Below are 14,096 nucleotides of genomic sequence, written 5' to 3' on the forward strand. Positions count from 1 at the left end.
ATTTAGCCCTTCACAAGTACGGGACGGTCGAATGGGCGGCCGCGTGAGAGTCCGGAATGAAGCGAGGGGCCGACCACAGTGAGCCTTCAGGCCAAGCCAGTTACGCGTCTCGACCGAGTGGTGATCCGCTTCGCGGGGGACTCGGGTGACGGTATGCAGCTCACCGGTGACCGTTTCACCTCCGAGACGGCCTCCTTCGGCAACGATCTGTCGACGCTGCCGAACTTCCCCGCCGAGATCCGGGCACCGGCCGGAACCCTCCCGGGCGTCTCCTCCTTCCAGCTCCACTTCGCCGACCACGACATCCTCACCCCGGGTGACGCGCCGAACGTCCTGGTCGCGATGAATCCGGCGGCCCTGCGGGCCAACATCGGCGATCTGCCGCGCGGCGCCGAGATCATCGTCAACACCGACGAGTTCACCAAACGGGCCATGCAGAAGGTGGGCTACCAGCAAAGCCCCCTGGAGGACGGCTCGCTCGACGGCTACCGCCTCCACCCCGTCCCCCTGACCACACTGACCGTCGAGGCGCTGAAGGAGTTCGACCTCAGCCGCAAAGAGGCCGAGCGCAGCAAGAACATGTTCGCGCTGGGCCTTCTGTCGTGGATGTACCACCGGCCCACCGAGGGCACCGAGCGCTTTCTGAGGACCAAGTTCGCCAAGAAGCCCGAGATCATGAAGGCCAATCTGGCCGCGTTCCACGCCGGCTGGAACTTCGGCGAGACGACCGAGGACTTCGCCGTCTCCTACGAGGTCGCGCCGGCCGCCAGCGCCTTCCCCACCGGCACCTACCGCAACATCTCCGGCAACCTCGCCCTGTCCTACGGACTGATCACCGCGTCCCGCCAGGCCGACCTGCCGCTCTTCCTCGGCTCCTACCCCATCACCCCCGCCTCGGACATCCTGCACGAGCTGAGCCGGCACAAGAACTTCGGCGTCCGCACCTTCCAGGCGGAGGACGAGATCGCCGGCATCGGCGCGGCGCTGGGTGCCGCGTTCGGCGGCAGCCTGGCGGTGACGACGACGAGTGGTCCGGGGGTGGCACTCAAGAGCGAGACGATCGGTCTTGCGGTCTCCCTGGAACTGCCGCTGCTCGTCATCGACATCCAGCGCGGCGGTCCGTCCACCGGTCTGCCGACCAAGACCGAGCAGGCGGACCTGCTCCAGGCGATGTTCGGCCGCAACGGCGAGGCACCGGTCCCGATCGTCGCCCCCCGCACCCCGGCCGACTGCTTCGACGCCGCCCTCGAAGCCGCCCGGATCGCACTGACCTACCGCACCCCGGTGATGCTCCTCTCCGACGGCTACCTGGCCAACGGCAGCGAACCCTGGCGCATCCCCGACATCGACGAACTCCCGGACCTGACCGTGCAGTTCGCGCAGGGACCGAACCACACCCTGGACGACGGCACCGAGGTCTTCTGGCCGTACAAGCGCGACCCGCAGACCCTGGCCCGCCCCTGGGCGGTCCCGGGCACGCCCGGCCTGGAACACCGCATCGGCGGCATCGAGAAGCAGGACGGCACGGGCAACATCTCCTACGACCCCGCCAACCACGACTTCATGGTCCGCACCCGGCAGGCCAAGATCGACGGCATCGACGTACCCGACATCGAGGTCGACGACCCGCACGAGGCGCGCACCCTCGTCCTGGGCTGGGGATCGACGTACGGGCCCATCACCGCCGCCGTCCGCAGACTGCGCGCGGCCGGCGAGTCCATCGCCCAGGCCCACCTGCGCCACCTCAACCCCTTCCCGAAGAACCTCGGCGCCGTACTGGGGCGGTACGAGCACGTCGTCGTCCCGGAGATGAACCTGGGCCAGCTGTCGGGACTGCTGCGAGCCCGCTACCTGACCGACATACGGTCCTTCACCCAGGTCAACGGCATGCCGTTCAAGGAAGAACAACTGGCCGACGCGCTGGAGGCGACGATCCATGACCACTGAACTCCGCCTCCTGCCCAAGGACTTCAAGTCCGACCAGGAGGTCCGCTGGTGCCCCGGCTGCGGGGACTACGCGATCCTCGCCGCCGTCCAGGGCTTCATGCCCGAACTCGGCCTGGCCAAGGAGAACATCGTCTTCGTCTCCGGCATCGGCTGCTCCTCCCGCTTCCCGTACTACATGAACACGTACGGCATGCACTCCATCCACGGCCGCGCCCCCGCCATCGCCACCGGACTGGCCACGTCCAGGCGGGACTTGAGCGTGTGGGTGGTCACGGGTGACGGCGACGCGCTGTCGATCGGCGGCAACCACCTCATCCACGCCCTGCGCCGCAACGTCAACCTCAAGATCCTCCTCTTCAACAACCGGATCTACGGCCTGACCAAGGGCCAGTACAGCCCGACGTCCGAGGTCGGCAAGATCACCAAGTCGACGCCGATGGGTTCGCTGGACGCCCCGTTCAACCCGGTGTCCCTGGCGCTCGGCGCGGAGGCATCGTTCGTCGCCCGGACGGTGGACTCCGACCGCAAGCACCTCACGGAGGTGCTGCGCCAGGCCGCCGCCCACCCGGGCACGGCACTGATCGAGATCTACCAGAACTGCAACATCTTCAACGACGGCGCCTTCGAGGTCCTCAAGGACAAGCAGCAGGCGGAGGAAGCGGTGATCCGCCTCGAACACGGGCAGCCGATCCGCTTCGGCGCGGACGGCTCACGAGGCGTGATCCGCGACGCCGGCACCGGTGACCTGGAGGTGGTCGACGTGACACCCGGGAACGAGGCGGACATCCTCCGCCACGACGCCCGCTCCCCCTCCCCCGTCACGGCCTTCGCCCTGTCCCGCCTCGCCGACCCGGACACCCTGCACCACACCCCCATCGGGGTGTTCCGTGACGTCGAACGGCCCGTGTACGACACGCAGATGGCCGACCAGCTCGACGCGGCGATCGAGCGGTACGGCAAGGGCGACCTGGCCGCCCTGCTGGCCGGCAACGACACCTGGACCGTCGGCGCGTAGCCCGCCCCTGCCCGCCCCGTCTTCCTTCCCCTTACGAGGAGTCCCGTCATGACGTACGTCATCGCTCAGCCCTGCGTCGACGTCAAGGACAAGGCCTGCATCGACGAATGCCCCGTGGACTGCATCTACGAGGGGCCGCGCATGATGTACATCCACCCGGACGAATGCGTGGACTGCGGGGCGTGCGAGCCGGTCTGCCCCGTCGAGGCGATCTTCTACGAGGACGACCTGCCCGAGCAGTGGAGCGCGTTCGGTCCGGCCGGCGCCGAGATCTTCGAGACGGTCGGCTCGCCGGGCGGCGCGAGTGCGACGGGCCCGCTGGGCGCCGACCACCCGGTGGTCGAGGAGACGTCCGCCGTCAGCGCCTGACCCGCACGGCCTACCGGTCCGGGTCCGTGCCCCGCGTGGTCAGACGCGGTGTCAGGTGGTCGACGATGTCGGCGATGGTGGGGTGGTCCCAGACCAGGTTCGGGTCGACGATCAGACCGTGCTCGTCCTCCAGGTCGCCGCACAGGCTCAGGGCCGTCACCGAGTCCATGCCGTAGGCGACGAGCGGGGTGCGGTCGTCCAGGGACGCCTCGGGGCGGTCGAGGTAGAGCGCGAGACGAGCGGTGAGCCAGCCGCGCAGTGCTGCGGCGAGCGCGGCCTGCCCGGAGGTACGGGTCGTCATGGAGAGCTCCTCGGCGATGGCGGCCTGGGTCCGGTCCCTGAAGGCGCGGGGTCCGGCCAGTGTCCGCGAAGGGGCTAAAGCCGGGCTTGAAGAGGGTCGGCATGACAGTCGTATGGCAAGGCGTGCCGGGACGGGGGCCCGGGGGCACACAAGACACCCGCTCGGCAGGGGCGATGCGGCAGAACACTGGCACGTTTTTCCGGTCGTCGGCACCGGCACGGCGCTCGGGGCGGTCATTCGTTGACCCCCGTTCGGCGCAGCGGTTTTCCTTCCCTCGTACTGGAGCCGCCTCTTCCATGCCTTTTCCGTGCCTTTCCACGCCGAGCAGGAGCAACAATGGGGAACCAGCGACTGACCATGTGCATCATCGGCACCGGGCCCAGGGGGTTGTCGGTGCTGGCACGTGTCTGCGCCAACGCCGCCCTCGAGCCGGACACCGGGGTGACCGTGCATGTGGTCGAATCCGAGCGGCCGGGCTCGGGACGTGTCTGGCGCGGCGATCAGTCCCGACATCTGCTGATGAACACCGTCGCCTCGCAGGTGACCCTCTTCACCGACGAGTCGGTGGAGATGGAGGGACCGCTGGAAACCGGGCCGAGCCTGTACGAATGGGCGCAACTCATGGCGTCGTTGGAGCCAGGGGAGTGTGGTCTGGACGACGGCCTGCTCGCGGAGGCCCGCAGGATGGGTCCCGACACGTATCCGACCCGCGCGTTCTACGGCCACTATCTGGAGTGGGTGTTCTACCGGGTCGTCACACTCGCGCCGGACCATGTCGACGTCGTCGTCCACCACGCCCGCGCCGTCGCCCTGGACGACGCGGCCGAGAACGGCGATCCCTCGCAGACCGTGCGCCTGGACAACGGCCGCGAACTGACCGACCTGGACGCGGTGGTGCTCTCCCTGGGCCATGTGGACGCCGAGGACCCCGAGGCCCTGGCCCGGCTGCACAAGAAGGCACGCGCTCTGGGGCTGAGGCATGTGCGGCCCGTCAACCCGGCCGACATCGACCTGGACTTCGTCGAGCCGGGCGAGCCGGTGCTGCTGCGCGGGCTGGGCCTGAACTTCTTCGACTACATGGCGCTGTTCACCGAGGGGCGCGGAGGGGTGTACGAGGAGGTCGACGGGAAGCTGGTCTACCGGCCCTCGGGCCGCGAGCCGGCACTGCACGCCGGTTCCCGGCGCGGGGTGCCGTACCACGCCCGCGGCGAGAACGAGAAGGGCGCGCACGGCCGGTACCACCCGGCACTGCTCACCGAGGCGAAGGTGGCCGAGCTGCGGGCACGGGCCGTCTTCCGCGGTGGCCTGGACTTCAGGGCCGACATCTGGCCGCTGATCGCCAAGGAGGCGGAGTCGGTCTACTACACCGCGCTGCTGGCCCGTACCGAGAAGGCGGACGTCGTGGACGCCTTCCGTGAGCGGCTGCTGGAGACGCCGTGGGACAGCGACGCCGAGCGCGCGGTGCTGGAGGCGTACGGGGTGGCCGCCGCCGACCGCTGGGACTGGGCGCGGGTCGCCCGTCCCGACGAGGGCGCCGCCTTCGACAGTGCGGGAGCCTGGCGCAAGTGGCTGCTTTCCCGGCTCGGGCAGGATGTGGCGGACGCCCTCGAGGGCAATGTGTCCGGGCCGGTGAAGGCGGCGCTGGACGCGCTGCGGGATCTGCGCAACGAGATACGGCTGCTGATCGACCACAACGGTCTGACCGCGGACTCGCACCGCGACGACCTGGACCGCTGGTACACCCCGCTCAACGCGTTCCTGTCGATCGGGCCGCCCGCCTCCCGCATCCGGGAGATGATCGCGCTGATCGAGGCGGGCGTGCTGTCCGTCGTCGGGCCCGATGTGCGGATGGAACTGGACGAGGAGGCGCGGCAGTTCGTGGCGTCCTCGCCGAAGGTGCCGGGCTCGGAGGTGCGGGCGCGGGTGCTGATCGAGGCCCGACTGCCCGACATCGACCTGCGGCGCACCGCCGACCCGCTGCTGCTGCATCTGCGCCGGACCGGTCAGTGCAGCCGCTACCGCATCCACGGTCCCGGCTCGCGGACGTACGAGACCGGTGGTCTCGCCGTCACGGAGCGGCCCTACCGGCTGGTGGACGCCTCGGGCCGGGCGCATCCGCGGCGCTTCGCCTACGGCGTGCCGACCGAGTCCGTGCACTGGGTGACGGCCGCCGGGATCCGGCCCGGGGTGAACTCGGTGACGCTGGGCGACTCCGACGCGATCGCCCGTGCCGTGCTGGCGCTGGCGGCCACGCCGGCGTACACGCTGCCGGGTGCGGCGGCCGGGACCGAGGCCGCCTGACGACCGCCGCCGCGAGGGACCGGCCCCGGCGTGAGTCGGCCGTCGGTCGCCGGTGGGGTGCCGGTGGCCGACGGCCGGGGCGGGTGACGGGGCTCAGGTGGTCGGCAGCTTCACCGACTGGCTGTGCCGGAAGAAGTCCCGCGGGTCATACGCCTTCTTGACCTTCTGGAGCCGGGCGTAGCCGGACTTGTAGTACAGGTCGTGCCAGGGCACCCCGGAGGTGTTGTACTTCGGGTCGCTGAGGTCGATGTCCGCGTAGTTGACGTAGGCGCCGTCGGTCAGGTCGTTGATGACCGGTACACCGCCGGTGGCGGCGAAGACACCGTGGTAGAACTCGCGGATCCAGCGCAGCGAGATCTCCTCGGCGGCCGGGTCGTTCCACCACAGGCCCCAGGCGGCCTTGTACGCGGCCTCGCGGTGCGGGGCGGCGGTGGCGTCCGGGGCGACCGCGTTGACCTGACCGCCGAAGGAGCTGACCTGCACCGCGGCGGTGGGGTTGACCAGGTCGTCCCGCGTGAGGTGCTTGTAGAACTCGTCGATGTGCGCCGTCGGCATAGTCCTGCGGTAGTAGGCGGACTTGAAGTCGGACCTGAAGGTGGGGTCGTTCAGGGTGGGGTTGGTGGTGCCGATGTAGCGGGTCGCCTGCAGCCAGGGCATCCGGCGCGGCTCGGCGAGCTCGGGCATCGCCGCCACCTCGCCCATGGGCACGCTCATCGGCTCGTTGGCCACGTCCAGGCCCTCGGTGATGGCGCCCAGGTAGTCGTCGAGTATCTTCCGCGCGTCCGGGACGGTGGCGTCGACCTGGGTGACCATGCCGATGTAGCCGGCCGACTTGTGGTTCAGCCACAGCACGCTGGTCAGGTTGTCGTTGACGGTGCCGGCCTTGACGTTCTTGGTGTGCCAGTCGCCGAAGTTCTTGACCAGCCGGGCGAAGCGGTCCTTGGTCATGTCGGCCCAGGGCCAGGCGGTGGCGTGCAGGAACACCTCCCCGGGAGGCTGCGGGAGCAGCTTGGCGGGGTTGGTGCCGGTCGCGCCGGGTGAGCGGAACCAGAAGCGGGTGACGACACCGAAGTTGCCGCCGCCACCGCCGGTGTGGGCCCACCACAGGTCGTGGTTGGGGTCGCCCGGGTCGCGGGTGCCGACCTTGACCGACGCGGTGCCGTCGGCGTCGACGCACACGACCTCGACGCCGTACAGGTGGTCGACGACCAGGCCGAGCTGGCGGCACAGCAGGCCCCAGCCGCCGCCGCTGACCAGGCCGCCGACGCCGACCTGGAAGCAGGTGCCGGCGGGGACGGTGACGCCCCAGGTGCGGTACAGGCGCTCGTAGAGGTTCAGCAGCTGGGCGCCGGGCTCGACGCAGACGGCGTTCTTCTCGGCGTCGTAGTAGATCCGGTCCATCCGGCTCAGGTCGAGGATGACCTGGACCTCGGGGTTGTAGACCCAGTCCTCGAAGCAGTGACCGCCGCTGCGCACCGTCAGGCGCTTGCCGGCGGTCACGGCGGCCTGGACGACGGAGCGGACCTGCGCGGTCGTCTCGGCGAGGCAGATCCTCTCCGGTGTGGCGGCCCAGCGCTGGTTCCAGCCCTGGCTCAGGTCCTTGTACCGCTTGTCGCCGGGGCCCACCGAGGTGATCGGTGACACCGTGCTCGCGGCGTTCTCCGCGGCCGCGGACGGTGCGGCCATGGCCGTACCCGTCAGCAGGGCGGCGCCGCCGGCAGCCGCGCCCCCGGTGAGGAAGTTCCGTCTGTGGATGCCTTCAGCGTGGCGAGCCATCGAGCCAACCCCTTTGTCCTGGTGAGTCAATACGGCCACGCTATAGATCGGTTCACGCCACGGGCACTCAGAAAATTGCGCTCGTACTCGGCGGCTTTTCACGCCGTCCCCGAGCCTTGGCACAGCGGCCGACAAGCGGGTGAACACAGGGGGCTCGTCCCAGGTGAAGGGGTGCACGTGGGGGGCCTTTTCAGCCGGTCACGGACTCGGACGGCGGTTTTCCACAGTAAAGATCACGCCACAGTGCCGGTGCCCGACGGCATGTGTCGGGCACCGGCACTGTGGCGTGTGAAAGTGACTACCTGGAGGCGGGGGCCGGGTGCACAGGGGTCCGGAGCAACTGGCGGATCCGCTCGTCCCGGCAGAGCTGGCGGACCTCCCGCGGCAGCAGCGGATGCACCGGATGCAGGGCCGCGGGGCGCGCCAGTAGCTGGCCGAGCCGTGCTTCGAAGCACCGGTCGTCGGCTCGCCGTACCGCGTACGGGAAGAGCTCCGCGAGCCGCTCGCGCGCCGCCTGCTCGGGGCCTTCCAGGACCGCGCACACGCCGGTCTGCGTCACGGCCACCAGCACCGGCGACTCGTCGGTGTCCGCCAGGGCGAAGCGGATCTCGACGCCGGCCGCGCCCGCGCGGAACTCCTGCGGGGTCATGCCCAGGATCGACGAGGAGACCGCGTAGAACTGGCCCGTGGTGGTGAAGCCGGACTGGTAGATGGCGTCGGAGACGGTCCGCGCGCGGAGCAGCTCCTCGCGGACCCGTCGGGCCCGCACGGCGCTCCAGTAGGTGTGCGGCGTCAGCCCGGTCAGCGACTTGAACATGCGGTGGAAGTGGAACCGGCTGTAGCCGGCGCTCTGCGCCAGCTCGTCCAGGTTCAAGGGCGCGGCCGCGGTGTCCATGAGCCCGCAGACACGGGCCACGAGGGCGGCGTGCTCCCGGGTCGGCTCCGGCTCGCCGGGCCGGCAGCGGCGGCAGGGCCGGTAGCCCCGCAGGCGCAGTTCCTCCAGCGAGGCGTGGAACTCCACGTTCTCCCGGCGGGCCAGCCGTGCCGTGCAGGAGGGCCGGTTGTATATCCGGGTCGTGGTCACCGCGTAGTAGAACGCCCCGTCCGCGGCGTCGTCGCGCTCGCGCACCGCACGCCAGCGCTGTTCGTCGCTGGCGTACGCGTGCGCGTCGGCGGCCGCCGGCAGCCGGGCCGGCGCCGCCCTCATCCGCTGCCCCCGCGGCCGGGCGCGGGGGTCTCCGCGAGGTGACACGGAGACGTTCCGCGGCCCGGGTCGCGCGGAAAGGTGCCAGCGGCCCCGGTGTCGCGCGCCCTGGTGTCGTCGCCCTCGGCCGGGAGCCCGTCCGCCGGCGGACGCTCCTGATACGCGTGTGCCGAGGGGGTGTTCCAGAACGTGTGACCCGCTGGATCGGTCATGGTCGGATCTCCCCGCTCAGAACATGCCGTTGCCGTGCGCCAGGTTCTGCGGAACCTCGGTCCGAACGTCCCAGTACTCGACGACCTTGCCGTCGGCGACGCGGAACAGGTCACCGAAGGCGTGCGGCTTGCCGTCGCGGGTGCCCTCGGAGTAGGCGAAGACGAAGTTGCCCTCGGCGACGACGTGGTGGACCTTGAGGTACTGGGTACCGGTGAGCGTCTCGCGCAGTGCGGCCACGCCGTCGGCGGCTCCGGGGGCGTGCCGGATCAGCTCGCCGCCCTCGGTGTAGCCGTCGAGGGCCTGCAGATCGCCGCCGACGAAGACCTCCTCGACCAGGCGGCCGACGAGTTCCTTGTTCGCGGCCGTGCGGTCGAGGTCGGTGACCTCGGCGACGCCGTCGCCCATGTCGTGGCCGGACGCGGTCGGACCGACCTCCGGGGCCACCGCCTCCCAGTGCTCCTGGACCCTGCCGTCGCCAGCGCGGTACAGGTTGAACAGGATGAGGGGCACCTCGGCGAGACCGGTGACCCGAGCGTGCAGCAGCACCATGTCGCCTTCGCCGAGCGAGCGCAGCAGGTCGTACCGGGCACCCGCGCCCTTGGCCCGCTCGGTCAGCTGGCGCAGGCCCTCGTGCCCGCCCGCGGTCAGCGGGCTGTGCTGGATGAAGTCGGGGGCGTAGTACTTCTCGAGGGCACCGTCGGTGTCCGGCCCCCCGGTCAGCGCCAGCACGCCCTCCACGATGAGGTTCTTCGTGCTCATACGAATCTCCAAGGTGTGATCGTGGCCAGGGAATTCAGCTGCCGGTGGTGACCGGCAGGGCTTCCAGCGCGCGGGAGAGCAGGCTGGGCTTGTACGCGAACCGGTCGGTGGCCAGCCTCAAGCCGGGGGCCCGGCGGAAGAGCGTGCCGAGGGCGGTCTTGCCCTGGGTGCGGGCCAGGGGCGCGCCGAAGCACACGTGCAGGCCGGAGGCGAAACTGAGGTGCCGGTTGTCGGTGCGGCCCAGGTCGAGGGTGTCGGGGTCCGGGAAGGCCTCAGGATCACGGTTGGCGGCGCCCCGGACGATGATGACCTGCTCGCCGGCGCTGACGACGTTCCCCTCGCCCAGGTCGGCGTCCTCGAAGGCCACGCGGATGGACAGGTGGGACGGCGAGTCGTAGCGCAGCAGCTCTTCCACGGCGCTGCCCGCCAGCTCCGGCTCGGCGCGGAACCGGGCGAGCTGGTCGGGGTGGCGCAGCAGGGCGAGGGCACCGTTGCCGATGAGGTTGGTGGTCGTGCCGTGTCCGGCGATGAACAGCAGGATGCAGGTGCCCAGAAGCTCCTGCTCGCTGATCTCCCCGGCGTCGGCGGCGACCGCGAGACGGCTGAGCACGTCCTCCCCCGGTGTCCGGCGCCGCTCGGCCGCCAGCGCGCTGAAGTAGTCGTTGAGCGCGGCGAGCGCCTCGTCCCTGGCCTGGTGGTTGGCCTGGGAGACGGTGAAGGAGGGGCTCACGCCGGCCAGGTAGTCCTGCGCCCACTTCTCGATCATGGGGTGGTCGGGCTCCGGCACGCCGAGCAGGTGGCAGATCACGCCGAACGGCAGCCGGTGGGCGAGGGCGGCGATCAGGTCGAACTCGGGGCCGTTGCCGAGGGCTTCGTCGATGAGCTGCTCGGTGCGCTCCTCGATGTAGCCGTTGGCGCTGCGCATCACCCGCGGTCCGAAGGTGTCGCGCAGGACGCGGCGCATTCGGGTGTGGTCCGGCGGGTTCATGAAGATGAGCATGTGGCGCTGGTCGGCGAACCCGCCGGGCAGCGCCCCCTCGCCGGCCGCCTCCTGGGTCGCCGCCGCGGGCGAGGGGTAGCCGAACCGCTGGTCCCGCATGACGAGGTCGCACTCCCGGTGCCGGGTGAGCACCCAGAAGCCCGCCGGGCTGCGGAAGACGGGGCTGCTCTCACGCAGCCGCCGGTAGTGCTGGTAGGGGTCCTTCTGGAACTCGGGGTCCGTGGGATCGAAGCCGAGCATGCCCCCGGCGCCGGCCCGCGTTGTCGTCGTGCCGCTCACATGTCCTCCGAATGGAGTTGCTGTCCCCTGTCGCAGACGCGCAGGACATTCGGCTCCGCCCACGCCGTTCCGCGCGGGCTCGCTGTCTCTTTCGGCCAGTGGGCCTCACGGAACCACAGCGGGCAGGGGGTGGGGGAGCTGGCATTTCCTGCATGGCCAGTTGTTGTCAGGGGGCTCGGCTCGGGCCGTGGAGGACTTGGGCCATACGCTTTTGCGCATGACAAGCGTGGAGCAATCCGCCCTGGTGGCAGACGATGTGACGACACGTGAGCGGATCTTCGAGGCCGTGCTCGGCCTGTGCCGTGAGCGGGCCTACGACGCGTTCGACGTCGGCGACATCTCCCGCCGCGCGGGGGTGGACGAGGAGGCGGTGCGGGCCGGCTGGCCCGCCAAGAACCTCGTCGTGATGGAAGCGCTGCTGCATGCCGTCGCGCCGCACATGAGGTTCCCGCGCACCGGTGACATCCGGGCCGACCTGGAGCAGCAACTGGCCGCCACAGCACGGCTGTTCGCCGACCCAGGAATCGGCCCGCACCTGCGGGCGGTGATCTCCGAGATGCACACCGACGCCCGTCTTTCCGAGACCTTCCTGCGCAAGGTGTACACACCCAACCGGACCGTCGCCCGCGCCCGGTTCGAACTCGCCCAGGAACAGGGGCAGTTGCGCCCCGACATCGACCTGGACACGGCCGTCGACCTGGTCTTCGGCTCGTTGTGGTTCCGGCTGCTGCTGGCCACCGGCCCGCTCACACCGCAGCTGGCCGCCTCGATCACCGAGCATGCGCTGGCCGGCCTGGCGGTGCCGGCCGCATGAGGAAACACACCCCCTGAACACGGCGTTGCCCGGCCGATGTCGGCCGGGCAACGCCGTGTTCAGGGCTCGCGGGCCCGGTCAGGTGTCGGGCACGCTCAGAGCCTGTGTCATATCCCCGGCCGGGGGGGGGGGGGGGGGGGGGCCCCCCCCCCCCCCGGGGGGCCCCCCCCCCCCCGCCCCCCCCCCCCCCACCACACCCCCCCCCCCACCCGGGCGTGGCCCGGCCGATGTCGGCCGGGCAACGCCGTGTTCAGGGCTCGCGGGCCCGGTCAGGTGTCGGGCACGCTCAGAGCCTGTGTCATATCCCCGGCCGGGCGCGCGACGTCTGGCACGCACGCTCGCCGCGTTGCCGAACCGCCCACGTGACTCCTCCCCCACGCTCGAACCGCGCTTCGCACGGCTCGCGCGGGGGCACCCCCATCGCGGGCGGCTCCGGCGCCTTGCGATCGCACGCACCAGACGCCGCGCGCTGATCCGACCGGAGATATGACGCAGGCTCTCACGTCCACCGGCCGCTGCCGAAGGTCTCCTGGCTCTGGAGCACCTTCGCGCGCAGGTCGAACCGGCGCACCTTCCAGGTACCGGTGCGCGGGAACTCCTCCCAGTCGATGATCCGCGGCTCGTCGAGCGGGATCAGTCCGGCCGTGGCACGCTCCCACGCGGCGCGGTCCAGGGTGCCGCTGTGGGTGGAGATGATCGGCACGGGCAGCCCGTTGGGGTTGCCGAGCACGATGACCTCGGAGGCGTCCTCCAGGCGCTCCAGCAGCAGGCTCTCCAGCTCGATGCCGCTGGTGCCGGGGATGACGTCGACCTCGCGGTCGAGGATGTCCACGGTGCCGTTCCAGCGGTGGACGCCGATGTCACCGGTGTTCCACCAGCCGTCCCAGACCTTCTCCTTGTAGCGCTCGGGCTCGCCGAGGTAGCCCAGGCAGCGGCCCTTGCCGTTGATCAGGACCAGGCCGCTCTTGCCGCGCGGGACCGGGCGCCGGGTCTCGGGGTCGACCACCTTGATCTTGGTGACGAAGGGGACCGGCCGGCCCACGTTGCGGGTGAACGTGCCGTGCTCGTCGGCCCGTTGGCGCATGACCTTGCGCTTGGGGTACTGCGCGAGGGTGGCGGGGCCGATCTCGCTCTGCCCCCAGCTCTGCGCCCACACCGGGCGCCGCCGGCGGCTGGTCCGCATGAAGGCGCGGATCGTGCTGGGGTGGATGGCGTCGAAGGTGGAGACGAACATCCGCACGTCGCTGAAGAGCTCCGGGTGTGTCTTGGGCAGGTGCTCCCAGCGCTGGAAGATATTGGGGCAGGCCTCCAGGGTGGTGGGCCGGTTGCGCTGGAGCGTCTCGACGACCACGTCCGGGTCGGAACCGCCGAGCACCACGACCTTGGACGGGATCAGCACCGACTGGGCCATCACCCACGTCACCGCGCGCGAGTGCACGAAGGCGATGCAGGAGGCGACGGTGTCGTCGGGCCGCGTCGACAGGAACGGGATGCGGATGGTCTCCATCACCCCGTACACGCCGATGGTGTCCGCCGAGTGCATCACGAACTTCGGCACACCCGTGGTGCCGGAGGTGTGGGTGAGCAGCATCGGCTCGGAGTCCGGGCGCAGGTCGGGGGCCGGGATGTCGCTGCCGGCGAGGTCGGCGAGGCGGGTGGCGTCGGCGGGCAGCCGCTCGCCCTCGACGGCCAGGACCCGGGTGTCGGGACCGGCCAGTTGCACGCCCTGTTCCTCGGCGGCCACCAGGACGTCGTCGGCGGCGACGATCACCTTCGGATCGAGCCGGTCCATCATCTTGCCGAGGGTGTCCGGCGGGAAGGTCGAGGTGATCATGGCGGGCAGGGCGCCGATACGGGCCGCGGCCGCGGCCAGCAGGACGACGTCCATGTGGTTGTGCTTGATGATCGCCAGCCGGTCCCCGCGGCGCAGTCCCGCCGCGTACAGGCGTCCCGACATGTCCTGCACGAGGTGCGCCAGCGAGGTGGAGTCGTAGGCGCGGCCCGCGTCCGGGGCGATGTCGAAGGGCCGGTCCAGGTGCCAGATGGGCCCCGGCTTGCCGGCGAAGTGGTCGAAGTGGGCCCCTATGTTCTTGGGGCGCTTGGTCTTGGGCATCGGCC

Annotated in this window: 11 protein-coding genes; 5 read left to right on the plus strand and 6 right to left on the minus strand. The window is 70.7% G+C overall.

From position 1 onward, the window contains the following. The first annotated feature begins 78 nt into the window (after window positions 1-78). From ACFUO4_RS37950 to fdxA, 3 genes are read left to right on the plus strand one after another with little or no spacing between them, the layout of a single operon-like run. Window positions 79-1,947 (plus strand): 2-oxoacid:acceptor oxidoreductase subunit alpha, encoded by a 1,869-nt coding sequence (locus ACFUO4_RS37950; protein ID WP_383493607.1) that lies wholly within the window; start codon window positions 79-81, stop codon window positions 1,945-1,947. Continuing rightward, complete coding sequence (locus ACFUO4_RS37955; RefSeq protein WP_383493610.1) at window positions 1,937-2,962, plus strand: 2-oxoacid:ferredoxin oxidoreductase subunit beta; 1,026 nt, start codon at window positions 1,937-1,939, stop codon at window positions 2,960-2,962. The genes ACFUO4_RS37950 and ACFUO4_RS37955 overlap by 11 nt, the downstream gene beginning before the upstream one ends. Window positions 2,963-3,010: 48 nt before the next feature. Further along, the gene (gene fdxA / locus ACFUO4_RS37960) at window positions 3,011-3,331 is read left to right on the plus strand and encodes a ferredoxin (protein WP_079309987.1); all 321 of its coding nucleotides are present in this window, start codon (window positions 3,011-3,013) and stop codon (window positions 3,329-3,331) included. 10 nt (window positions 3,332-3,341) lie between these two features. Here the strand turns inward: fdxA and ACFUO4_RS37965 are convergent, their stop codons facing one another. After that, window positions 3,342-3,632, minus strand: coding sequence for an acyl carrier protein (locus ACFUO4_RS37965; protein ID WP_079309988.1), 291 nt, complete (start codon window positions 3,630-3,632; stop codon window positions 3,342-3,344). Between the two features lie 336 nt (window positions 3,633-3,968). Here ACFUO4_RS37965 and ACFUO4_RS37970 point away from each other — a divergent pair, with 336 nt between their 5' ends. Continuing rightward, window positions 3,969-5,933: an FAD/NAD(P)-binding domain-containing protein gene (locus ACFUO4_RS37970; RefSeq protein WP_079309989.1), complete on the plus strand. Its 1,965-nt coding sequence runs from the start codon at window positions 3,969-3,971 to the stop codon at window positions 5,931-5,933. 93 nt (window positions 5,934-6,026) lie between these two features. Here the strand turns inward: ACFUO4_RS37970 and ACFUO4_RS37975 are convergent, their stop codons facing one another. The 4 genes from ACFUO4_RS37975 to ACFUO4_RS37990 all read right to left on the minus strand — a co-directional run bounded on the left by ACFUO4_RS37975 (window position 6,027) and on the right by ACFUO4_RS37990 (window position 11,164). Then, window positions 6,027-7,709 carry an FAD-binding oxidoreductase gene (locus tag ACFUO4_RS37975; protein WP_383493613.1) on the minus strand — a complete coding sequence of 561 codons (1,683 nt, stop codon included), beginning with the start codon at window positions 7,707-7,709 and terminating at the stop codon, window positions 6,027-6,029. Window positions 7,710-8,007: 298 nt separating this feature from the next. Beyond that, entirely contained in the window at window positions 8,008-8,916 is a 909-nt protein-coding gene (locus ACFUO4_RS37980; RefSeq protein ID WP_383493616.1) for a bifunctional transcriptional activator/DNA repair enzyme AdaA, read from the minus strand. Window positions 8,917-9,141: 225 nt separating this feature from the next. Continuing rightward, a complete protein-coding gene (locus tag ACFUO4_RS37985; protein WP_079312206.1) occupies window positions 9,142-9,885 on the minus strand; it encodes a nuclear transport factor 2 family protein in 744 nt (247 codons plus the stop codon). A gap of 34 nt (window positions 9,886-9,919) precedes the next feature. Beyond that, the gene (locus ACFUO4_RS37990; protein ID WP_383493619.1) at window positions 9,920-11,164 is read right to left on the minus strand and encodes a cytochrome P450; all 1,245 of its coding nucleotides are present in this window, start codon (window positions 11,162-11,164) and stop codon (window positions 9,920-9,922) included. Window positions 11,165-11,381: 217 nt separating this feature from the next. Here ACFUO4_RS37990 and ACFUO4_RS37995 point away from each other — a divergent pair, with 217 nt between their 5' ends. Next, window positions 11,382-11,978 carry a TetR-like C-terminal domain-containing protein gene (locus ACFUO4_RS37995; protein ID WP_383493622.1) on the plus strand — a complete coding sequence of 199 codons (597 nt, stop codon included), beginning with the start codon at window positions 11,382-11,384 and terminating at the stop codon, window positions 11,976-11,978. A gap of 499 nt (window positions 11,979-12,477) precedes the next feature. On the opposite strand, the gene ACFUO4_RS38000 is transcribed toward ACFUO4_RS37995, so the two are convergent. Then, window positions 12,478-14,091 carry an AMP-binding protein gene (locus tag ACFUO4_RS38000; protein ID WP_079312210.1) on the minus strand — a complete coding sequence of 538 codons (1,614 nt, stop codon included), beginning with the start codon at window positions 14,089-14,091 and terminating at the stop codon, window positions 12,478-12,480. Window positions 14,092-14,096 lie beyond the last annotated feature (5 nt).

The organism is Streptomyces sp. NPDC057280 (assembly GCF_042668605.1).
Taxonomy (GTDB): domain Bacteria; phylum Actinomycetota; class Actinomycetes; order Streptomycetales; family Streptomycetaceae; genus Streptomyces.

What these genes read in the sequence shown, in the direction of transcription:
- ACFUO4_RS37980 (WP_383493616.1), bottom strand. Translation starts at nt 8,916, where the DNA reads ATGAGGGCGGCGCCGGCCCGGCTGCCGGCGGCCGCCGACGCGCACGCG.
- ACFUO4_RS37955 (WP_383493610.1), top strand. Translation starts at nt 1,937, where the DNA reads ATGACCACTGAACTCCGCCTCCTGCCCAAGGACTTCAAGTCCGACCAG.
- ACFUO4_RS37995 (WP_383493622.1), top strand. Translation starts at nt 11,382, where the DNA reads ATGACAAGCGTGGAGCAATCCGCCCTGGTGGCAGACGATGTGACGACA.
- ACFUO4_RS38000 (WP_079312210.1), bottom strand. Translation starts at nt 14,091, where the DNA reads ATGCCCAAGACCAAGCGCCCCAAGAACATAGGGGCCCACTTCGACCAC.
- ACFUO4_RS37970 (WP_079309989.1), top strand. Translation starts at nt 3,969, where the DNA reads ATGGGGAACCAGCGACTGACCATGTGCATCATCGGCACCGGGCCCAGG.
- ACFUO4_RS37985 (WP_079312206.1), bottom strand. Translation starts at nt 9,885, where the DNA reads ATGAGCACGAAGAACCTCATCGTGGAGGGCGTGCTGGCGCTGACCGGG.
- ACFUO4_RS37975 (WP_383493613.1), bottom strand. Translation starts at nt 7,709, where the DNA reads ATGGCTCGCCACGCTGAAGGCATCCACAGACGGAACTTCCTCACCGGG.
- ACFUO4_RS37965 (WP_079309988.1), bottom strand. Translation starts at nt 3,632, where the DNA reads ATGACGACCCGTACCTCCGGGCAGGCCGCGCTCGCCGCAGCACTGCGC.
- fdxA (WP_079309987.1), top strand. Translation starts at nt 3,011, where the DNA reads ATGACGTACGTCATCGCTCAGCCCTGCGTCGACGTCAAGGACAAGGCC.